The sequence below is a fragment of the Microbacterium sp. 20-116 genome, from assembly GCF_041079415.1.
GTDB lineage: Bacteria > Actinomycetota > Actinomycetes > Actinomycetales > Microbacteriaceae > Microbacterium.
Map to the genome: position 1 here is coordinate 35,578 of NZ_JBFYGP010000011.1, position 21,372 is coordinate 56,949.

The following is a 21,372-nucleotide window of genomic DNA, read 5'->3' on the forward strand; positions in this document are numbered from 1 at the left end:
AGGAGACGGGAAAAACGGTGCCCCGGCCGCCGTAAGGTGACCGCGGCATCCCGGACAGGAGGCTCGAAAAAACGGTGCCCCGGCCGCCGTGAGGCGACCGGGGCACCGGGGTACCGGAGGGGGATCAGCTGGTGAGCAGGCGCAGGCCGTAGGTCTGCAGGATCTCGTTCACGGGCTGGAAGTACGTCGTTCCGCCGCTCGAGCAGTTGCCCGAGCCGCCCGAGGTGACGCCCTGGGCCTGGTTGCCGGCGAGCAGTGAGCCGCCGGAGTCGCCGGGCTCGGCGCAGACGTTGGTGCGGATGAGGCCCGAGACCGATCCCTCGGCGTAGCGCACCGTGGAGTTGTAGGCCTGGATCTGGCCGCAGTGCCAGCCGGTGGTCGAGCCCGAGCGGCACACGGTCGCGCCGACGGCGGCGGCGGTCGAGCCCTTCACGGCGACGGAGCCGCCGGAGTAGTTCGACACCGAGCCGACGGGGGTGTGGTTGGGCGTGCTGACCCAGGCGTAGTCGTTGCCGGGGAACGAGGAGCCCTGGAACGTGCCGTAGGTGGTGCTGTCGCCCGCGTCGCCGCAGTGGCCGGCGGTGACGAAACCGCCCTGCACCGCGAAGCCCACCGAGCAGCGGCTCTGGTTGTTGATGTTGTAGGCGATGCCGCCCTGGATCGTCGCGAAGGTCTCCGGGGCCTCGGCTCCGGTCTCGAGGCGCACGGCGCCCGCGGGGGCGTCGAGCGTCGCGACGAAGTCGGCCGCGGCCTGGTCGCCGCCGGCCACCACGTCGACGACGAGGTCGTTCTGCTCGACGTCGATCCACCACGAGGGGATCGCGTCGGGAACGGGGCTCGCCGCAAGCTTCGCGGCGAGCGCCTCGAGGTCGTCGAGGGAGTGCTCCGCGGCGACGGGGACGGCGCCCGCCTCGGCGGCCGCTTCGCGAGCGGCATCCGTGGTCGCCGCGGCGTACACGGTGCGCGTCGACTCGTCGAGCCAGGTGCCGGCGAAGGCGTCGCCCGAGACGGCGGCGACCTCGTCGGCGGTCCCGGCCGCGTCGGCCTGGAAACGCAGGACGTCCTGCGCTCCGGCCACGTCGGTGCCGAGGTCGGCCGCCATCGCTTCGAGCAGCTGGGCGTCGACTCCGTCGACGGCCGCGCCGGGCGATGACGTGGGGGTCTGCGCCAGCGCGGGAGCGGTGGCGGCGGTGGTCAGGAACAGGCCGAGAGCGGTGGCGCCCACGACGGTTTTCGATATGCGGTTCACGTGGAGTGACCTTCCATCCAGGGGGATAAATGGCGGGGTACCCACCGCCATGAAAACACGACCCGGACGAAAAGCGAAGGAATTCCTGTGAATTTCTGATCAGAGTGCAAATATGTCGCCCATTCGGGGGACACGCGATTCGGCCCCGTGAGCTGCGACCCGGCCGCCGATCCGCGGGTTGCGCGGCGGGCCGCCGAGGTGCCGCGCACGCGCTAATTAGGCTGACGGGCATGAGCACGAACGACCCCGGCGCCCCCGTTCCCGCGCTCTCTCCGGGCCTTCCGGCCCGCGCCGCTCGCGTCGCCGCGACGTTCTCTCGACGAACGGCCCCCGCCTCCGCGCCGCGTCGTGGCGAACTGCCCGCCGACCCCGCCGCCGCGGCGTTCCTGGCCGCAGCCGTCGACGGCGTCTCCCGACCGGAGTCGCTGACCTCGGCCGCCTCCGCGCTGCACCGGCTCGCCGGTGACCTCCCCGCGTCTCTCCCGTGGTTCGTCCGCGGTGCCCTGCAGCTCGGCGGAGCCGTCGCGCCCGTCCTGCCGAGTCCCGCCGTACCGCTCGCTCGCCGCGCGCTGCGCGATCTCCTCGCCGCCCTCGTGCTCGACGCGCGCCCCGAGCGGCTCAGCCCCGCGCTCGATGCGCTCGGCTCACCGGTCGAGGTGCGCCTCGTCGGGCCCGCCGTCGTGGGTGACGCGGGTGCGCGACGCCGGGTCGACGGCATCCGTTCTCTTCTCTCCCGCGAGGACGTCCCGCGGGTCTGTCTCGCGATCTCCGATGTCGTGGTCAAGCCATCGCCGTGGGCCTTCGACGCCGAGGTCGAGCACGCCGCCGAGCGGCTGCTGCCGGTCTTCCTCGATGCGCTCGCCGCGCGCACCCACGTCACCCTCGTCGCCGAAGGACGCGACGACCTCGATCTCACCGTCGCGGTGCTCACCCGCGTGCTCGAGGAGCCGCGCCTCACCTCGCTCCGGGCCGGTGTCCAGCTGCCGGCGGCGGTCGCCGAGGTCCCCGAGGCCGTCCGGGAGCTGTCGGCGTGGGCGCGCGTGCGCACCTCCGAGGGCGGCGCCCGACTGACGCTGCGTCTGAGCGATGCCCCCATCGAGACCCCGGATGCCGTGTCGGCGGCGCGCCACGGGTGGCTCGCCCCGGCGGTCACGGCTCGAGACGACGTGGATGCCGCCCTCGTGCGCGGCCTGCGCGAGGCCCTGAGCCCGAGGGGGATCGAGGGCTTCGCCCTGGAGCTTGCGACCGCCGACCCCGAACGTGCCGCCCTCGCCCTGTCCCTCGCGACGGAGGCCGGGGCCGAGCTCGCGCTCGCCGTGCCGCACACCGCGCCGTGGACACCGGGGGAGGGGCACCTGTGGACGGCGCCGACCGCGTACCCCGACGACGTCGATGCCGTCGTCGCGCGCCTCGCCGCCCGCTACGCGATCGCGGTGGCCGGTGCCCCCGACCTGCCGCTGGCGGTGCCCGCGTCGGAGGATGAGCCCGACGAGAGCACGCCCGAGGACGCCCCCGAGACCGCATCCATCGCGGCCCGCGCTCGACGCGCCCTGGCCGCAGCTGACCTTCCCTCGCCCGCCGTGCGCGCTCCGCAGCGCGACACCGAGGCCGATCCGGCGATCCTGCGCGAGCGCGCGGCCGACGACGCCGCCGAGCCCGGACTCACGCAGGCGGTGCTGGGCATCGCGCGCGAGGCCGCGGCATCCGCCGACACCTCCGCTCTGGGCCCCGACGTGCAGCAGATGCTGTTCGGCGGACAGGCCTTCGTCGACACCGCCGTGTTCTCGGCTCGCGAGAGCGCGGAACTCGCGGGCGGCGCACCCGGGTTCCGCAATGTGCCCGACACCGACCCGACGCTCCCCGCCGACCGCGCCTGGTCGATGGCCGCCCTCGGCCGGGTCGCCGGTTCGACCGCCGGAGACGCCACGGCCGCCGCGGGACGCATCGACGACGAAGCGGGGCTCGACGCGGTCATCGACCGCGTGCGCACCGCCGCAGAGCCCTGGGGTGCGCTCGCCGCCGCCGACCGGGCCGCTGTGCTGCAGTCGGTCGCACGCAGCCTCGAGCAGCGCCGGGGCGAGCTGATCGAGGTTCTCGCCTCCGAGGGCGGGGCTCTGCTCGCCGAGGCCGACACCGAGGTGAGCCAGGCCGTCGACGCCGCCGCGTACTACGCCGCCACCGCGAAGGAGCTCGATCGCGTGCCCGGGGCCGTGTTCGTACCCGATCGGCTGAGCGTCGTCGCCCCGCGTTGGAACGCCCCGGTCGGGCTCTGCGCCGCCGAGGCCGTCGCCGCGCTGGCCGCCGGATCCGGGGTGCTGCTCACGCCCTCGCCGCGCGCACGGCGCTGCGGAGCCGTCGTGGCCGAGGCTCTCTGGGCCGCGGGGGTGCCGCGCGACGTGCTCGCCTATGTCGACCTCAACGAGGACGCCTCGGGCCGCGCGCTCATCGCCCACCCCGGCGTCGACCGCGTGCTGCTGGCGGGAGCCCGGACGACGGCCGAGCGCTTCGCCGCCTGGCGACCGGCCCTGCCCGTGCAGGCGCTCACCGCCGGGCGCAACGTCGCGATCGTCGCCCCCTCCGCCGACGTGGATGCCGCCGTCGCCGACATCGTCGCCGGGGCTTTCGCCCGAGCGGGCCAGGCCGCCACGGCCGTGTCGCTCGTCATCCTCGTCGGGGCGGTCGGTCGCTCGCCGTGGTTCACCGAGCAGCTCAAGGACGCGGTCTCGTCGTTGCGTGTGGGTCCCGCCGACGACCCGCTCTCCGACATCGGTCCGCTCGTCGAAGAACCCGCGGGCGAGGTGCGACGCGCCCTGACCGTCCTCGGCGACGGCGAACGCTGGCTCGTGGAACCGCGAGAGCTCGACCTCGGACCCGACACGGCCGGCCGCTTCTGGTCGCCGGGCGTGCGTACGGGCGTCACCGCCGGGTCTCACCTCACCCGGGCCGCGGTCGCGGCGCCGGTGCTCGGCATCCTGCACGCTCCCACCGTGACACGCGCGATCGAGCTGCAGAACGCGATCGGCTCGGGTTTCGTCGCCGGTCTCCACACGCGCGACGAGGCCGATCTCGAGCTCTGGCTCGACACCGTCGAGGCCGCCGTGCTGCGGGTCAACCGTCCCTCGACGGGGGCCGTCATCCAGCGCGAGCCGCTCGGCGGGTGGGGCGAGGCGTCCGTGGGCGACGGGGCGATGTCGGGCGGGCCGAACCGTCTCGTCACCCTCGGATCGTGGCGGCCGTCGTCAGGAGGGGCGTCGTCGTCGACCCTGCACCTGCGCGGACTCGACTCGCGCATCACGGCCCTGATCGAAGCGGCCCAACCGACCCTGTCGTACGAGGCGTTCGACTGGCTCCGTCGGGGCGCCCTCGCCGACGCCGTCGCGTGGGATCGCGAGTTCGGCCGCGTCCGCGACGTGTCGCGCCTGGTCGTCGAACGCAACCTCCGGCGTTACCGTCCGGTCGATGTCGCCGTGCGCGCCACCGCCGACGCCGCGTGGGAGGCGGTGCTGCGCGTTCTGGTGGCCGCGGTGCGCTCGGGCTCGGCCTTCAGCCTCAGTACCCCGGTGGGTCTTCCCGCCGCCGTCCGACACCTGCTGGGCGACAGCGGGGTCGCGGTCTCGGTCGAGAGCGACGCCGAGTGGTTGCAGCGTCTGGCGGGTGGCATCCCGGATGCCGCCGACGGCGATGCCGAAACCCTCGTCGTCGCCCCGCGCCCCGGGCGCCTGCGCCTCGTGGGCCCCGCCGAGACAGTGGCGACGCTGCGCGCGGCCGTTGCCGAGACGGTCGCGGGCGACGTCTCGCTCACCGTGTACGCGGACGAGGTCACGACGGCCGGCCGCCTCGAGCTGCTGCCGTTCCTGCGCGAGCAGGCGGTGTCGATCGGCGCGTTCCGCTTCGGCGCCGTCGACGCCTGGAGCGCGTCGGTCATCTGACCGGCCCCGCGCTCCGCGCCCGACCCGCGCCCGACCCGCGCTCCGCGTCCGCGGCGGCCTCGCCGAACGACCGCGCCCTCGGCGGTACGGCGCCTCCGCGGGGTTTCGAAAACGTTTAGCGCGGCGCCCGCGCCGGGGTACCGTCGTCGAAACCGCGAGGAGCACCGATGACCGCTGCCCGACTGACCGTCGACCCCCGTTTCGCGATCGGCCCCGTGCGCCGGCGCCTGTTCGGGGGGTTCGTCGAGCACCTCGGCCGCCACGTCTACGACGGCCTCTACGAGCCCGACCACCCCGAAGCCGACGAGCGCGGGTTCCGCCGCGACGTGATCGCCCTCGTCCGCGAACTCGGGGTCTCGACGATCCGCTACCCCGGTGGCAACTTCGTCTCGGGCTTCCGGTGGGAGGACAGCGTCGGGCCCCGCGCCGAGCGGCCTCGTCGCCTCGACCTCGCGTGGCACTCGACCGAGACGAACGAGGTCGGCCTGCACGAGTTCTCGGACTGGCTCGAGGCCGTCGGCAGCGACCTCATGCTCGCGGTCAATCTCGGCACGCGCGGCACGCTCGAGGCGATCGACCTGCTCGAGTACGCCAACGTCCCGGGTGGGTCGGCGCTGTCGCAGCAGCGCATCGACAACGGCCGCACCGCACCGTTCGACGTGCGCGTGTGGTGCCTCGGCAACGAGATGGACGGCCCGTGGCAGCTCGGCCACCGCTCCGCCGACGACTACGGAAAGCTCGCCTCCCGCACGGCGAAGGGCATGCGCCAGCTCGACCCCTCGATCGAGCTCGTCGTGTGCGGCTCGTCGGGTGCGCAGATGCCCACCTTCGGCGAGTGGGAGCGGGTGGTACTCGAGCACACCTACGACGACGTCGACATGATCTCGTGCCACGCCTACTACCAGGAGCACGACGGTGACGCGGCATCCTTCCTCGCCTCCGCCGTCGACATGGATCGCTTCATCGAGGCGGTCGTCGCCACCGCCGACCACGTCGGCGCGGCGCGCGGCAGCACGAAGCGCATCGGCATCTCGTTCGACGAGTGGAACGTCTGGTACATCGACCGCGTGGATGCCGTGAAACCCACCGCCATCGACGACTGGCCGATCGCCCCGCGCCTGCTCGAAGACGTGTACTCCGTCCTGGATGCCGTGGTCTTCGGCAGTCTGCTCATCTCGCTGCTGAAGCATGCCGACAGGGTGGCGTCGGCGTCTCTCGCTCAACTCGTGAACGTCATCGCGCCGATCATGACCGAGCCCGGCGGCCCCGCCTGGCGCCAGACGACCTTCTTCCCCTTCGCGATCTGCTCGCGCCTGGCTCGAGGGCGAGCGGTGCGACTGCCCCTCGAGGCCCCGACGCTCGACACCGCCCGCTACGGGACGGTTCCCGCGGTGGATGCCGTGGCCACCGTCGACGACGAGGCCGGAACCGCCGCGGTCTTCGTCGTCCACAGGGGGCTCGAACACCCCGTCGCCGTCGACATCGACGTCAGCGCCCTCGGCGAAGTGGAGGTCGCCGAGACCCACCTCCTCCACGACGACGATCCCGGTGCCGCGAACACCCTCGACGAGCCCGAGCGGGTGCGGCCGCGGGCGGTCGAGACGCGCCTGGTGAACGGCATCCTGTCGGTGTCCCTCCCGCCCGTCGCGTGGATCGCGCTGTCGCTGCGGCGCACGGGCTGAGGGACGCGGGTCTCGCGGGACGACCCTCTTCGCGCGCGCAAGGCGCGAGGCCCGGGCTTTCTCGCGGGACCACCGGCGGCAGGGCGGACCGCCGCGTCGCGCCGCTCGCCTCCGCGCGCACACGCGTGCGACAATGACACCGGCGTGCTCGGACCGACCTTTCCCCGCACGGCGCCACATGCAGCTGATGGGTGCCGCGCGGGTTCGAAGGGCCACCGAGCCCCAGGACAGCGTCCGCCGCACCTTTCCTCCGAGGAGCAGAGATGTCCGCTACCCCCGTCGCCACCCCCGCCGAGGTCACGCCCGCCGAGCGCGTGCAGCAGCACCGTCGGTACCTCATGTGCCGCCCCGAGCACTTCACGGTGAGCTATAGCATCAACCCGTGGATGGAGCCCTCGCGGCCCACCGACACGAACCTCGCCGTGCGGCAGTGGCAGTCGCTGTACGACACCTACACGCAGCTCGGGCACGAGATCGAGCTGATCGACCCGCTCGAGGGACTGCCCGACATGGTCTACACGGCCAACGGCGGCTTCGTGATCGACGGGGTCGCGTACGGCCCCAAGTTCCGCTTCCGTGAGCGCGCGGCCGAGGCCCCCGCGTTCATCGACTGGTTTGCCGCGAACGGCTTCGAGGTCGCCGAGCCGGTCGAGGTCAACGAGGGCGAGGGCGACTTCCTGCTCGTGGGCGACACGATCCTCGCCGGCACGGGTTTCCGTTCCACCGGCGACAGCCACCGTGAGGTGGGCGAGGTCTTCTCGCGCGAGGTCGTGTCGCTGACGCTGACCGACCCTCGGTTCTACCACCTCGACACCGCGATCGCCGTGCTCGATCCCGTGGAGGGCCCCGGCGGCGTCGAGAAGGCGAACATCGCCTACCTCCCCAACGCGTTCGACGATCGGAGCCAGGCGATCCTGCGCGAGCGCTACCCGGATGCCATCCGCGTGTCCGACAGCGACGGTGCGGTGTTCGGGCTGAACTCCGCCAGCGACGGCAAGAACGTCATCATCTCCCCCCGCGCCGTGGGCTTCGAGGCGCAGCTGCGCGAGCGCGGATACACCCCCGTGAAGGTCGATCTCTCCGAGCTGCTGCTCGGCGGCGGCGGCATCAAGTGCTGCACGCTGGAGCTGCGCGGCGGTTCGCGATGAGCACCACCGTCGACAACCTCGGCGCTCGTCTGATCGCCGAAGAGGGCGCGCACCTCGCCCACAACTACCACCCGCTGCCCGTCGTGGTCTCGCGCGCCGAGGGCGTATGGGTCACCGACATCGAGGGCAAGCGGTACCTCGATCTGCTGTCGGCCTACTCGGCGCTCAACTTCGGCCACGGACACCCGGCGATCCTCGCCGCCGCCCGAGAGCAGCTCGAGCGCCTGACTCTCACCAGTCGCGCGTACCACAACGACCGTCTCGGTCCCTTCGCCGCCGCGCTCGCGCAGCTCTGCGGCAAAGATCTCGTGCTGCCGATGAACACCGGCGCCGAGGCCGTCGAGACCGGGATCAAGCTCGCGCGCGCCTGGGGCTATCGCACCAAGGGCATCGCCCCGGATGCCGCGACGATCATCGTGGCGAACGGCAACTTCCACGGCCGCACCACCACGATCGTCGGCTTCAGCGACGACCCCACGGCGCACGACGACTTCGGTCCCTATGCGCCGGGCTTCGTGCACGTGCCCTACGGCGACGCGGATGCCATCGCCGCCGCGATCGACGAGAACACCGCGGCCGTGCTGCTCGAGCCCATCCAGGGCGAGGCCGGTGTGGTGCTCCCGCCCGAGGGCTTCCTGCAGCGGGTCCGCGAGATCTGCACCGAGAACAACGTGCTCTTCATCGCCGATGAGATCCAGTCGGGTCTGGGACGAGTGGGCGAGACGTTCGCGTGCGATCGCGAGGGCGTCGTGCCCGACGTCTATCTGCTCGGCAAGGCGCTCGGCGGCGGCATCCTGCCCCTGTCGGCCGTGGTCGCGAACGAGGACGTGCTCGGCGTCATCCGCGCCGGCGAGCACGGCTCGACCTTCGGCGGCAACCCGCTGGCCGCGGCCGTGGGCCTGCGGGTCGTCGAGATGCTGGCATCCGGAGAATTCCAGACCCGCGCGAAGGCGCTGGGGGCGCACCTCGAGGCGTCGCTGCAGTCGCTGGTCGGAAACGGTGTCACGACCGTTCGCATCGCGGGCCTGTGGGCGGGCGTCGACATCGACCCCGCGTACGGCACCGGGCGCGAGGTGGCCGAGAAGCTGCTGACTCGTGGCGTGCTCGTGAAGGACACGCACGGTCAGACGATCCGCATCGCGCCGCCGCTGACCATCCGCGCGACCGAGCTGGACTGGGCCGTCGAGCAGGTTCGGCACGTGCTGTCGGCCTGAGCGCCGAACGGCCCCGCGCCCGCGCCCGCGCCGAGGCGTGCGTGTCCCACTTCGTGCGGACCCCGTGCGGATCTTCTGCACGAAGTGGGACACGGGCCGTCGCGCCGCGGACGGGCGTCGCGCCTCTGAGCGCGCTCAGGCCACCGAGACCGTGCGTTCGTCCCAGCCTGTCGCGCCGTCGGGGGCGGGGGCGGCCACGTCGCTCGTCTGCGTCTGACCGTCGGCCGAGATCGCCCGGCACCGGATCGTGTGCGATCCGCTCGTGGCGTTCCACGGCAGGCTCCACTGCACCCAGGTGTCGGCCGAGATCGCGGTCGCCAGGGTCGCCGCCTGCCACGGGCCGTCGTCGATCTGCACCTCGACGCCCGAGACGCCCACGTGCGTCCGCCAGGCGACGCCCGCGATGACGGTGTCGCCTGCACCCACCCGAGCGCCCGACCGGGGCACGTCGATGCGCGACTGCAGCTTGACGGGTCCGCGTTCCGACCAGCCGCGCGAGGTCCAGTACCCCTCGGCCCGGTCGTAGCGGGTGACCTCGAGCTCGCTCACCCACTTCGTCGCCGAAACGTACCCGTACAGGCCCGGCACGACCATCCGCACGGGGAAGCCGTGCTCGATCGGCAGGGGTTCGCCGTTCATGCCGATGGCCAGCAGGGCGTCTCGGCCGTCGGTGAGGGCTTCGAGCGGAGTGGATGCCGTGAACCCGTCGACCGAGTGCGAGAGCACCATGTCGGCCTCGGCCGTCGGCTTCGCCCGCTCGAGGATGTCGCGAAGGGGAACGCCGAGCCAGCGGGCGTTGCCGATGAGAGACCCGCCCACCTCGTTCGACACGCACGCGAGGGTCGCGACGGTCTCTTTCTGGGGGAGGGCGACGAGGTCGTCCCACCGCAGCACGACCTCTTGCTCGACCATGCCGTGCACGCGCAGGGTCCAGGTCGCGGGGTCCACCTGCGGAACGACGAGGGCGGTGTCGATGCGGTAGAAGTCCGACGAGGCGGTGATGATCGGCCCGAGCCCGTCGATGCCGAGGTCGGCTCCGGCCGGGACGGGCGTGGTCGTCGCGGGCGAGGGCAGGCGCAGGGCGGAGCGCACCGCGCTGACGGCGCGCGCGCCCCCGCTCACGGCGACGGATCCGACGGCGGCGAGGGCTCCGGCCATGACGGCCACCCCCGACAGCGCGAGGACGCTGCGCCGCGAGACGCCGTCGTCGGTCGGGGCCTTCGTCGACCGTCGCCGGAGCCGGGCGACCAGCAGCCCGGACACCAGGGCGGCGGCGGCTCCCGCGACCAGCGACGGGAGGGGCGACAGTGTCCCGGCATCCGCCCGCGTCATCGAGACGATCGCGCCGATCACCCCGAGCGCCACGAGGACGACCCGCCCCCACGGGGCCTTGCGCCGTTCGAGAACTCCGGCGACCCCGGCGACGATCAGCAGCAGTACCGCGATCCCCACGAGCAGGGCCGCCTTGTCGCCCGTGCCGAACAGGTCGATGGCCAGGTCTTTCGCCCAGGCCGGGGCGAGGTCGATCATGCCCCCGCCGATGACGGCGAACGGGCTCGCGGTGGGCGAGACGACCGCCGCGGCGAGCTCGCCGAGGCCGGCGCCGAACACGGTGGCGGCGATCGAGGCGACTATCGCCGCGAGATCACGGCGGCGGGAAGATGCGGGGGTCACGAAGGGAGCCTAGGGAGCCCCGGGCACCCGGGCGCCGCGCGTGCGATATTCACAGGCAACCGGCACCCGTCGCCGCACGGGGTCGCAGACGGAGGGCGGTGTCAAGCTTCTATCCGAAAGTCTCCGCGATCCCCACACTGACGCGGTGAAGTACCGCGACCATTCGGCATCCCCTCTTCTCCTGTCCGACGACGCCCCCGACCTCGACGATGTCCGCGACGCGCTGGCGGGCATGGATGCCGTCGACGTGCCCGGCCGCGACATCGCCGCGACCCTGGCCTGGGCGACGACCGTCACCCCGCCGCGCTCTCTCGGCGCGACCTGGGAGCTGCTGGCCTCGGTCTCGGCGCGCGACGTGGCCGCCGCGCGCGTGCTCGAGCCGCACCTCGACGCCCTCGCGATCCTCGACGAGGCCGCCCGCGAGGGGATCGACGTCGACCTCGAGCCCGGTGGGTCGTGGGGGGTCTTCGCGGCGGAGGGGCCCGGCACGCGCCTGGAGGCGCGACGCTCCGCCGGTACCTGGACACTGCACGGGACCAAGCCGTGGTGCTCGCTCGCCGCCCACCTCGATCGCGCGCTCGTGACCGCGTGGGTCGACGACGAACGGCGACAGCTCTTCGCCCTCGACCTGCGCGCCCCGGGCGTCACCGCGCGGACCGGCCCCTGGCACGCCCGCGGACTCGACCGGGTCGTCAGCGCGCCGATCGACCTCGACGAAACGGTCGCCGTCCCCGTGGGCGAGCCCGGCTGGTACCTGCGTCGGCCCGGCTTCGCGCACGGCGGGGTGGGGGTCGCGGCGTGCTGGTGGGGCGGGGCCCTGCCGCTGCGTGACGCGTTGCGCGCGGCCGCAGCCGTCGACCGCGCCGACCAGCTCTCCCGCCTGCATCTCGGCCGTGCCGATACGGCGCTCTGGGCCGCTCGCACCGTCTTGCGCGAGACGGCGGCGGTCTTCGAGGCCGGGGGTGCGGCATCCGCCGGTCTACGTGCCGCCCGCGCGCGCACCGTGGTCGCCGACGCCGTGGAGACGACCCTCGTCCAGGCCGCGCACGCGCTAGGACCGTTGCCGCTCGTCGCCGACGAGGCGCACGCGCGGCGCGTCGCCGACCTGCAGGTCTACCTGCGTCAGCACCACGGCGAGCGCGACGTCGCGCGAATCGGCGCCGAGGTCACGACGGGAGCGGTCGCGTGGTGAGCTTCGACCATCGCGATCCCGGCACCGACGAGAGCGTCTGGGCCGAGGCTCTTCGCCGAGACCTGCCCCCGCTCGATCTCGACGTCGACCATCTGATCGTGGTGGCCGCGCACCCCGACGACGAGAGCCTCGGAGCCGCGGGTCTGCTCGCGACCGCGGCGGCCCGCGGCATCCCGGTCGATCTTCTCGTCGTGACCGACGGCGAGGGCTCTCACCCCGATTCGCCCACCCACGGGCCCGCGACCCTCGCGCTGATGCGCCGCCGCGAGCTCTACGATGCGGCGCGCATCGTGGGGCTGGTCGGTGAACCGATCTTCCTCGGCCTGCCGGACGGCGGGACGGAGGAGTATCGGGATGCCGTCTCCGCGGCGCTGCGCGAAACGCTCGACGCCGCGGCCGGTCGGCGCGTGCTGGTGCTGTCGCCGTGGCGGGGAGACGGGCACCGCGACCACCGGGTCGTCGGCGAGATCGTCGAGCAGGTCTGCGCCGCCCGCGGGGTGCGCTCGCGGGCCTTCCCGATCTGGCTCTGGCACTGGGGCGGCCCTGACGACGTGCCGTGGGACCGCGTCGAACGTCTCGTGCTCGATACCCGCGCGCGCGAGGCCAAGACCCGCGCCCTCGACGCGCACCGCAGTCAGCTCGAGCCGCTGTCGCGAGCACCGGGGGACGAGGCGATGATCCACGCCGGAATGCGCGCGCACGCCGAGCGCGACGCCGAGTTCTTCGTCGTTCCGGAGCGCCCCGCCGCCCCGGCGGCCAGTGTCGGCCGGGAGTACTTCGACGACATGTACGCCCGCCACGACGACCCCTGGGGCTTCGACTCGCGGTGGTACGAGGAGCGCAAACGCGCCGTGCTCCTCTCCGCCCTCCCGCGGCGCCGCTACCGTTCGACCCTCGAGGCGGGGTGCTCGACCGGAGCGCTGACCGCGCAGCTGACCGATCGGAGCGATCGGGTGCTCGCCGTCGATCTCGCCCCCGCGGCCCTGGAACGCGCACGGACGCGTCTGGCGGGGCACGACAACGTCGAGCTGCGTCTCGCGACGCTTCCCGGCGCGTGGCCGGAGGGCGAATTCGACCTGGTCGTGCTGTCGGAGGTGGCGTACTACTGGGCGGGAGTCGACCTCGATCGCGGGCTCACGGCGGCCGCCGCCTCGCTGAGCGTCGACGGCCACCTGGTCGCCTGCCACTGGCGGCATCCGGTCGCCGAGTATCCGCTCAGCGGCGACCAGGTGCACGACGCGCTCGCCGCCCGGGGCGACCTCGTGCGCCTCGCGCGGCACGACGAGGAGGACTTCGTGCTCGAGGTGTACGCGCACCCGGGCGTGCGATCGGTGGCGGCCGAGTCCGGACTCGTCCCGTGAGGGCGGTGGCCGTGGTGATCCCGGCGCACGACGAGGAGGCCCTGATCGGGCGCTGCCTGGCAGCGGTCGACCGGGCCGTCTCCCACGCGAAGGAGCGCACCCCCGACCTGGATGTCGCGGTCGTCGTCGTGCTCGATGCGTGCACCGACACCACCGCCGCGCAGGTGCGGCGCTGGCCGGTCGAGGCGGTCGAGATCGGCGCTCGCCGCGTGGGCACCGCGCGGCGGGTCGGCGTCGCTCATGCGCTCGGGGCGCTCTCCGCGAGTCCGGCCGATACGTGGATCGCCATGACCGATGCCGACACCGTCGTGCCGTCGAACTGGATCTCGCACCAGCTCGACCTCGCCGAGGCCGGGGTCGACCTCGTGCTCGGAACCGTCCGCCCCGACTTCGCCGACCTCAGCGCCCGCCACGCCGCGTACTGGCGTGCCACGCACCATCGGGGCGCACCGCCCGGGAACGTCCACGGGGCCAACCTCGGCGTGCGGGCGAGCACGTACGCCCGGGCGGGCGGCATCCCGGATCTCCTCGAGCACGAGGACGTGGCCCTCGTCGGCGCGGCTCGGGCCCTCGGCGCGCGGGAGCGGGCGAGCGATGCGCACGAGGTCGAGACCTCCGGCCGATTCACGGGGCGCACGCCCGCCGGCTACGCGGCGTTCCTCGCGCGGGTGCACGCCTGGGTCGATGCGCCACCCCTGGCGGCCCCCGGCGCCTGACGCATCGGGCGGGGGCTCGTCAACCACCTCGGCCGTCGCGCACGCGCGTCGCAGACTGATCGTCCCCCGGAACGAGAGGCAACACCATGAAGGCACTGACCTGGCAGGGCAAGCGCAACGTAAGCGTCGAGGAGGTCCCCGACCCCGAGATCCTCGAGCCGACCGATGCGATCGTGAAGATCACCTCGACCGCGATCTGCGGCTCCGACCTGCACCTCTACGAACTCTTCGGCCCGTTCATCGACAAAGGCGACGTGCTCGGCCACGAGCCGATGGGCGTCGTCGTCGAGGTGGGCTCGGCCGTGACGAACCTGGCCGTCGGCGACCGCGTCGTCGTTCCCTTCAACATCTCGTGCGGTCACTGCTTCATGTGCCGCCGCGGCCTGCAGTCGCAGTGCGAGACGACGCAGGTGCGCGAGTACGGCAGTGGTGCGGCGCTCTTCGGCTACACGAAGCTCTACGGGCAGGTGCCCGGCGGTCAGGCGGAGTACTTGCGCGTGCCGCTGGCCGACTACAACCACATCCGCGTCGGCGACGACCTGCCCGACGACCGCTACCTCTTCCTCAGCGACATCGTGCCGACCGCCTGGCAGGGAGTGCAGTACGCGAACGTCCCCGAGGGCGGCACGCTCGCGGTGATGGGCCTCGGCCCGGTGGGGCAGTTCGCCGCCCGTATCGGCGTGCACCTGGGCTACCGCGTGCTCGCGATCGAGCCCGAACCCGAGCGCCGCGCGATGGCCGAGCGCCACGGCATCCTGACCTACGACCTGACCGACACGGTGGTCGACGAACTGATCGATCTCACCGAGGGTCGCGGGGCGGATGCCGTGGTGGATGCCGTGGGCATGGAGGCCCATGGAAACGGCGGCATCAGGCTGGCGCAGAACGCCGTGGGGCTGCTCCCCGATGCCCTCGCGCAGAAGGTCATGGACAAGGCCGGACTCGACCGCCTCGCCGCGGTCTACGCCTCGATCGACCTCGTGCGCCGCGGCGGCACCGTCTCGTTGAGCGGCGTGTACGCCGGTGAGGCGGACGTGCTGCCGATGAAGACGATGTTCGACAAGCAGATCGCCATGCGGATGGGGCAATGCAACGTCAAGCGCTGGATCGACGACCTGCTGCCGCTGGTCGAAGACCCCGCCGACCCGCTCGGCGTGATGGACCTGGTGACGCACCACGCCCCGCTCGAAGATGCCCCGGGCCTGTACGAGACGTTCCAGAAGAAGGAGGACGGCTGCATCAAGGTGGTCCTGCGCCCCGGCGTCTGAGCCGTTCGGCGGCGCCGCGCGCGGGTGGGAAACGTGGGCGCAACACGGCGCTGAGTAGAGTCGACGCATGGGTGACCTGTTCGACGGTTACGGCTCCACGCTGGCGCCGCGCAAGACCGCTTCCGGCATCCCGGCGTTCGACGAGATGTTCGGCGTTCCGGCGAGTCCCGGAGATACCGCCCCCTCGCGCGAGGCGTACCGGGAGCTGTACCAGACGCTCGCGCAGATGACGCAGGAAGAGCTGCGCGGGCGCACCGAGTCGCTCGCCAGCTCGTACCTCGCGCAGGGCGTGACGTTCGACTTCGCGGGCGAGGAACGCCCTTTCCCGCTGGATGCCGTGCCCCGGGTCATCGCGTACGACGAGTGGTCGCGCATCGAGGCCGGCGTGAAGCAGCGCGTCAAGGCTCTCGAGGCGTTCCTCGACGACGCCTACGGCAATCAGCACTGCGTACGCGACGGCATCCTGCCCGCGGGTCTCATCTCGTCGTCGCAGTACTTCTACCGTCAGGCCGCGGGTATCCGCAGCGCCAACGGCGTGCGCATCCAGGTGTCGGGCATCGACCTGATCCGCGACGAGCACGGCGAGATGCGCGTGCTCGAAGACAACGTGCGCGTGCCCTCCGGCGTCTCGTACGTCATCTCGAACCGCCGCGTCATGGCGCAGACGCTGCCCGAGCTGTTCGTCTCGATGCGGGTCCGCCCCGTCGGCGACTACCCGAACAAGCTGCTCGCCGCCCTCCGCGCCTCGGCCCCGCCCGGGATCGACGACCCGAACATCGTCGTGCTCACCCCGGGTGTCTACAACTCGGCGTACTTCGAGCACACGCTGCTCGCGCGCCTCATGGGCGTCGAGCTCGTCGAGGGGCGCGACCTGCTCTGCATCGGCGGCAAGGTGTTCATGCGCACGACCCGAGGCCCCCAGCGTGTCGACGTCATCTACCGTCGCGTCGACGACGACTTCCTCGACCCGCTCCAGTTCCGCGCCGACTCGATGCTCGGCGCCCCCGGGCTCATGCTCGCCGCGCGTCTGGGAAACGTCACGATCGCGAACGCGGTGGGCAACGGCGTCGCCGACGACAAGCTGCTCTACACGTATGTTCCCGACCTCATCCGGTACTACCTCGCCGAGGAGCCGATCCTCAAGAACGTCGACACCTGGCGGCTGGAAGACCCGGGCGCTCTCGAAGAGGTGCTCGACCGTCTTCCCGAGCTGGTCGTGAAGCCCGTCGACGGTTCGGGCGGAAAGGGCCTGGTCGTGGGGCCCGACGCCTCGCCCGCCGAGCTCGACGCCCTGCGCAAGCGGCTTCTGGCAGACCCGCGCGGGTGGATCGCCCAACCCGTCGTCATGCTCTCGACCATCCCGACCCTGGTCGAAGACGGCATGCGCCCTCGCCACGCCGACCTGCGCCCCTTCGCGGTCAACGACGGCGACGACATCTGGGTGCTGCCCGGGGGCCTCACCCGCGTCGCCCTCCCCGAGGGGCAGTTGGTGGTGAACTCCAGCCAGGGCGGCGGCTCGAAGGACACCTGGGTCGTCGGCGGCTCGGCCCCCTCCCACGTGGAGTACGGGCAGGGCAACGGCGTCTCGGGGCTCGTCGCCGACCAAGCTGCGGTGACAGAGGCGATCCCGATCGTCTACGAAGGTCAGTCCGCCCCCTCGACGTCGCCGCGCGACCCGCGGCCCGGCTCGACCTCCGGCAAGGAGCAGCAAGAGCAACAGCAGCAGGATGCCGCCGTGCAGCACGGTCCGCAGGCCGAGCAGCAGCAGCAGTCGCAGGAGGTGCCCGGATGCTGAGTCGCATCGCCGAATCGCTGTTCTGGATCGGGCGCTACATCGAGCGCAGCGACGGAACCGCCCGCATCCTCGACGTGCACCTGCAGCTGCTGCTCGAGGACCCGTGGATCGATGAGGACACCGCGTGCCGTTCGCTGTTGAGCGTCATGGGTTCCGCCTGGCCCGAGAACGTCGACTCCGTACGCCGCGACGACGTCCTCGCCCGTCTCGCGGTCGACCGCATGAACCCGTCGAGCATCGCCTATTCGCTGACCGCGGCGCGCGAGAACGCCCGGCGCGCGCGCGAGATCGTCTCGACCGAGCTGTGGGAGATCCTCAACACCACGAACGCCCGGATGCCCCGGCGCCTGCAGACCGACAAGGTGCACGAGTTCTTCCAGTGGGTGCGCGAGCGCGCGGCCCTCGCGATCGGCATCGTCGACTCCTCGACGAACCGCGACGAGGCCTGGCAGTTCTTCACCCTCGGGCGCAGCATCGAGCGCACCGACATGACCGCGCGCTTGCTGGCGACGCGCTCGCTCACCGAGGTCTCGGGCCCGTCGTGGACGACGATCCTCCGCTCGTGCGGCGCGTACGAGGCGTACCTGCGCACCTACCGCGGCATGCCGAGCGCCCGCAACGCGGCGGAGTTCCTCCTGCTCGACCGGCTCTTCCCGCGCTCGATCATCTACTCGATCCAGCGTGCCGAGGACTGCATGAGCGCCATCGACCCGCGCGCCGACCGCGTCGGTCACTCCAACACGGTGCTCCGGGCTCTCGGCCAGATCCGCAACGACCTCGAGTACCGCCCCGTCAGCGACATCCTGGCGGAGCTGCCCGAGCACATGCAGCGCGTGCAGACGGTGACCCGGGAGGCGTCGGAGGCGATCCGCTCGCGGTTCTTCCCGACGCAGGCCGAGCCGAGCTGGATCGGAGAGATCTCATGACGGATGCCGTGGCCACTGCCCGGATGACGACCTCGGGGAGCCGTCGATGAAACGTCTGCGCATCGAACACCAGACCGGGTTCGTCTACCCGGGCGACGTCGTCGCCTCGTACAACGAGGCGCGCATGCTGCCGCACTCGACCGACAGTCAGTTCGTGCTGAGCTCGTCGCTCGACATCGAGCCGTCGACCTCGGTCAACCAGTACGTCGACTACTTCGGCACGCGGGTGGCGGCGTTCGACGTGCTGTCTCCGCACGGGGCGCTCACGATCACCGCGCGCTCCCTCGTCGAGGTGCGTCCGCGTCCCATCGAACACGCCGACATCACGTGGGAGCAGCTGGCCTCCGAGGCCGCCCGCTCGATCACGACCGTCGAGCAGTTGACGCAGACCCGTCGCACGACCCCGCACCCCGAGGTGGCGGAGCTCGCCCGCTCGATCGCGGCGCAGCACGACCGGCCGGGCCCCGCGGCGCACGCGATCGCCGAGGCGATCGGCGACGCCATCGACTACATGCAGGGCGTCACCGGCGTGCACTCCACGGCGGTCGACGCGTGGGAGGCGCGAAAAGGCGTCTGCCAGGACATCGCGCACATCGCGATCGGGGCCCTGCGCGAGGTCGGTATCCCGGCCCGCTACGTGTCGGGCTACCTGCACCCGAAGCCCTCCGCCGAGGTCGGCGAAGCGGTGACGGGGGAGTCGCACGCGTGGGTCGAGTGGTTCGCCGGCGACTGGCAGGGCTTCGACCCCACCAACAACATCGAGATCGGCGACCGGCACGTGCTGGTGGGCCGCGGACGCGACTACAACGACGTGCCCCCGCTGCGCGGTGTGTACGCCGGCCCCGGCAAGAGCAACCTGAAGGTCAAGGTCACGATCACGCGCGAGACCTGAGGTCCCCGGGCAGGTCCGGACGCGGGCCGTCGTGCGGAGTCCGTGCTCGACACGCCGGGAGCCGGCATCCCGGACAGGCGTGTCGACCACGACGTCCGCGGGACGGCGCGGCACGGCGGAACGGGATGCCGCGGGTCAATCCTGCGGGCCGACCGCGGATGCCACGGCGCCGAGCAACCGCTGGACGTCGCGGTGCACGGCGAGCAGGTCCGCCGTCTCGCCGCGGTCGGCGCGGCGGGCCCACTCGTCGAGTGCGGTTCGCATCTCGAGCGCCGCGAGGCCGACGGCGGCCCGCACGGGGAGCTCGCTCAGGCCCACGCGTGCGGCGATCTCGGGGATGAAGCGGTCGGACGAGGTCGTCTCGCGGCGGATGGCGGCGCCCAGCAGCGAGGGCTCGTGACCGATCAGCCGGCGCACGCGGAGAAACCTCTCTCGCGCTCGGGCGTCCGCGTGCAGGCGCGCCAGTTCGAGGGCGAAGACGTCTCGGAGAGCGCGGGTGAGGGTGCCGATGTCGTCGCCGTCGGCTCCGACCTCGGCGAGGGCGGAGACGAAGCGCTCGTCGTCGATGAAGACGGCGTCTTCTTTCGTGCCCGCCAGGCGGAAGAACGTGCGCGCCGACACTCCCGCTCGAGCGGCGATCTCGTCGACCGTGGTGCGGGCGACCCCCTTCTGCTCGAAGAGGTCCAGGGCTGCTTGGCAGATCTCGAGGGTGGTCTCGCGTCGACGACGCTCTCGTAATCCCTCGCCGGCGGGTGCCGCTGCGGTCTCCATATCGGCTACAGTAGTCCATGTCTTATTGGCAGTAACTGCCAACTTGTCTTGAACTGCTCAGATTGGTCTCTCATGGTCGCCACCGGAACCGTCCCCACCGCCGCGCCACCCGGAAGGACCGCCGCCCGCCCGGGTGCGGTCATCGCCCTGCTGGTGGTCGCCGCCTTCGTCGTGATCCTCAACGAGACGATCATGGGAGTCGCGCTTCCCGAACTCATGCGTGAGCTCGACATCACCGCGGCCACCGCCCAGTGGCTCACCACGGCGTTCCTGCTCACGATGGCCGTGGTCATCCCGGCCACGGGCTTCCTCATCCAGCGCTTCCCCCTGCGCACCCTGTTCTTCACCGCGATGGGTCTGTTCACTCTCGGAACCGTCATCGCAGCCTCGGCCCCCGGCTTCGGCGTGCTGCTGATCGGACGCATCGTGCAGGCGTCCGGTACGGCGATCATGATCCCGCTGCTGTTCACGACGGTGCTCAACGTGGTGCCCGCGAACCGCCGCGGACGCATGATGGGCCTCATCTCGATCGTGATCTCGGTCGCACCCGCCGTCGGCCCGACGGTCTCGGGGCTGATCCTTTCGGTCTTCCCCTGGCGCGCGATGTTCATCGTGATGGTGCCGATCGCCCTCGTGGCGATCGCGCTCGGCGCCCGCTGGGTCAAGAACCTCACCGAGACGCGTCGCGTGAGCCTCGACGTGCTCTCGGTGGTGCTCTCGGCCCTCGCCTTCGGCGGCATCATCTTCGGCCTCTCGAGCATCGGCGAGGCGGCCGGCGGACACGCGCTCGTGCCGATCTGGGTCCCGCTCGTGGTCGGTGCGGTGGCGCTGGCCGGCTTCGTCGTGCGTCAGCTGCGTCTGGGCGCGACCGACCGCGTGCTGCTGAACCTCGCGGTGTTCCGCCACTCGACCTTCACCATCGCGGTCGTGCTCGTGGTGGTCGCGATGACGGTGCTCTTCGGGGTGTTGATCCTGCTGCCGCTGTACGTCCAGAACGTGCTGGGTCTCGGCACCTTGTCGGCCGGTCTCATGCTGCTGCCGGGTGGTCTGCTGATGGGGCTCATGGCGCCGCTCGTCGGCAACCTCTTCGACCGCTTCGGTGCCCGGCCGCTCGTTCTTCCGGGGGCGATCGTGGCGAGCGTGGCCCTGTGGGGCTTCGCGACCCTGTCGGTGGACACGTCGATCGGGTTCGTCATCGCCGTGCACTGCGTGCTGAGCCTGGGGCTGGCGTTCATGTTCACCCCGCTCATGACCTCGGCCCTCGGTTCGCTCCCTCGCCACCTCTACCCGCACGGCTCGGCGATCGTGTCGACCGTCCAGCAGCTCGCGGGGGCGGCCGGTACGGCGGTGTTCGTGACCCTCATGACGGTGGGCGCGGCGGCGTCGGCGGCGCAGGGCACCGGTGTCGTGGATGCCACGGCCTCCGGCATCCACACCGCCTTCTTCGTCGCGGCGTGCCTGTCGCTGGCGGTCATCGTGCTCGCTGTGTTCGTGCGGACGCCGAAGCAGGTCGAGGGCGCCGAGGCGACGCCCGCGCACTGACGGGCGCGCGGTG

Annotated in this window: 15 protein-coding genes; 12 read left to right on the top strand and 3 right to left on the bottom strand. The window is 72.2% G+C overall.

The window, feature by feature from the left end; all coding sequences use genetic code 11:
- Positions 1 to 124 precede the first annotated feature (124 nt).
- Positions 125 to 1,249 (bottom strand): S1 family peptidase, encoded by a 1,125-nt coding sequence (locus AB6V29_RS15655; protein ID WP_267788380.1) that lies wholly within the window; start codon positions 1,247 to 1,249, stop codon positions 125 to 127.
- Positions 1,250 to 1,479: 230 nt separating this feature from the next.
- On the opposite strand from AB6V29_RS15655, the gene AB6V29_RS15660 reads away from it, so the two are divergent.
- The 4 genes from AB6V29_RS15660 (at position 1,480) to rocD (ending at position 9,222) form a co-directional block, all read left to right on the top strand.
- Complete coding sequence (locus AB6V29_RS15660; RefSeq protein WP_369359790.1) at positions 1,480 to 5,178, top strand: aldehyde dehydrogenase family protein; 3,699 nt, start codon at positions 1,480 to 1,482, stop codon at positions 5,176 to 5,178.
- A 167-nt stretch (positions 5,179 to 5,345) separates the two neighbouring features.
- The gene (locus tag AB6V29_RS15665; protein ID WP_369359792.1) at positions 5,346 to 6,860 is read left to right on the top strand and encodes an alpha-N-arabinofuranosidase; all 1,515 of its coding nucleotides are present in this window, start codon (positions 5,346 to 5,348) and stop codon (positions 6,858 to 6,860) included.
- Positions 6,861 to 7,123: 263 nt separating this feature from the next.
- On the top strand, positions 7,124 to 8,008 hold the full coding sequence (gene ddaH / locus AB6V29_RS15670) for a dimethylargininase (protein ID WP_267788374.1): 885 nt from the start codon (positions 7,124 to 7,126) through the stop codon (positions 8,006 to 8,008).
- Positions 8,005 to 9,222 (top strand): ornithine--oxo-acid transaminase, encoded by a 1,218-nt coding sequence (gene rocD, locus AB6V29_RS15675; protein ID WP_369359794.1) that lies wholly within the window; start codon positions 8,005 to 8,007, stop codon positions 9,220 to 9,222. The genes ddaH and rocD overlap by 4 nt, the downstream gene beginning before the upstream one ends.
- A 135-nt stretch (positions 9,223 to 9,357) precedes the next feature.
- Here rocD and AB6V29_RS15680 read toward each other — a convergent pair whose 3' ends face one another.
- Entirely contained in the window at positions 9,358 to 10,896 is a 1,539-nt protein-coding gene (locus AB6V29_RS15680; protein ID WP_369359796.1) for a molybdopterin-dependent oxidoreductase, read from the bottom strand.
- A 145-nt stretch (positions 10,897 to 11,041) separates the two neighbouring features.
- Here AB6V29_RS15680 and AB6V29_RS15685 point away from each other — a divergent pair, with 145 nt between their 5' ends.
- The 7 genes from AB6V29_RS15685 to AB6V29_RS15715 all read left to right on the top strand — a co-directional run bounded on the left by AB6V29_RS15685 (position 11,042) and on the right by AB6V29_RS15715 (position 19,046).
- A complete protein-coding gene (locus AB6V29_RS15685; RefSeq protein WP_369359798.1) occupies positions 11,042 to 12,088 on the top strand; it encodes an acyl-CoA dehydrogenase in 1,047 nt (348 codons plus the stop codon).
- Positions 12,082 to 13,449, top strand: a complete 1,368-nt coding sequence (locus AB6V29_RS15690; protein ID WP_369359800.1) for a PIG-L family deacetylase — start codon at positions 12,082 to 12,084, stop codon at positions 13,447 to 13,449. Before AB6V29_RS15685 ends, AB6V29_RS15690 begins: the two co-directional genes overlap by 7 nt.
- 5 nt (positions 13,450 to 13,454) lie before the next feature.
- Positions 13,455 to 14,165, top strand: coding sequence for a glycosyltransferase family 2 protein (locus AB6V29_RS15695; protein WP_369359802.1), 711 nt, complete (start codon positions 13,455 to 13,457; stop codon positions 14,163 to 14,165).
- Positions 14,166 to 14,251: 86 nt separating this feature from the next.
- Complete coding sequence (locus AB6V29_RS15700; RefSeq protein WP_307313482.1) at positions 14,252 to 15,433, top strand: zinc-dependent alcohol dehydrogenase; 1,182 nt, start codon at positions 14,252 to 14,254, stop codon at positions 15,431 to 15,433.
- Positions 15,434 to 15,500: 67 nt separating this feature from the next.
- Positions 15,501 to 17,228: a circularly permuted type 2 ATP-grasp protein gene (locus tag AB6V29_RS15705; RefSeq protein ID WP_369359804.1), complete on the top strand. Its 1,728-nt coding sequence runs from the start codon at positions 15,501 to 15,503 to the stop codon at positions 17,226 to 17,228.
- A complete protein-coding gene (locus tag AB6V29_RS15710) occupies positions 17,222 to 18,154 on the top strand; it encodes an alpha-E domain-containing protein (protein ID WP_115917012.1) in 933 nt (310 codons plus the stop codon). Before AB6V29_RS15705 ends, AB6V29_RS15710 begins: the two co-directional genes overlap by 7 nt.
- Positions 18,155 to 18,200: 46 nt before the next feature.
- On the top strand, positions 18,201 to 19,046 hold the full coding sequence (locus AB6V29_RS15715; RefSeq protein ID WP_369359806.1) for a transglutaminase N-terminal domain-containing protein: 846 nt from the start codon (positions 18,201 to 18,203) through the stop codon (positions 19,044 to 19,046).
- A 135-nt stretch (positions 19,047 to 19,181) separates the two neighbouring features.
- On the opposite strand, the gene AB6V29_RS15720 is transcribed toward AB6V29_RS15715, so the two are convergent.
- Entirely contained in the window at positions 19,182 to 19,817 is a 636-nt protein-coding gene (locus AB6V29_RS15720; protein ID WP_369359808.1) for a helix-turn-helix domain-containing protein, read from the bottom strand.
- A 72-nt stretch (positions 19,818 to 19,889) separates the two neighbouring features.
- On the opposite strand from AB6V29_RS15720, the gene AB6V29_RS15725 reads away from it, so the two are divergent.
- The gene (locus tag AB6V29_RS15725; RefSeq protein ID WP_267788361.1) at positions 19,890 to 21,359 is read left to right on the top strand and encodes an MDR family MFS transporter; all 1,470 of its coding nucleotides are present in this window, start codon (positions 19,890 to 19,892) and stop codon (positions 21,357 to 21,359) included.
- The last annotated feature ends 13 nt before the right edge of the window (positions 21,360 to 21,372 follow it).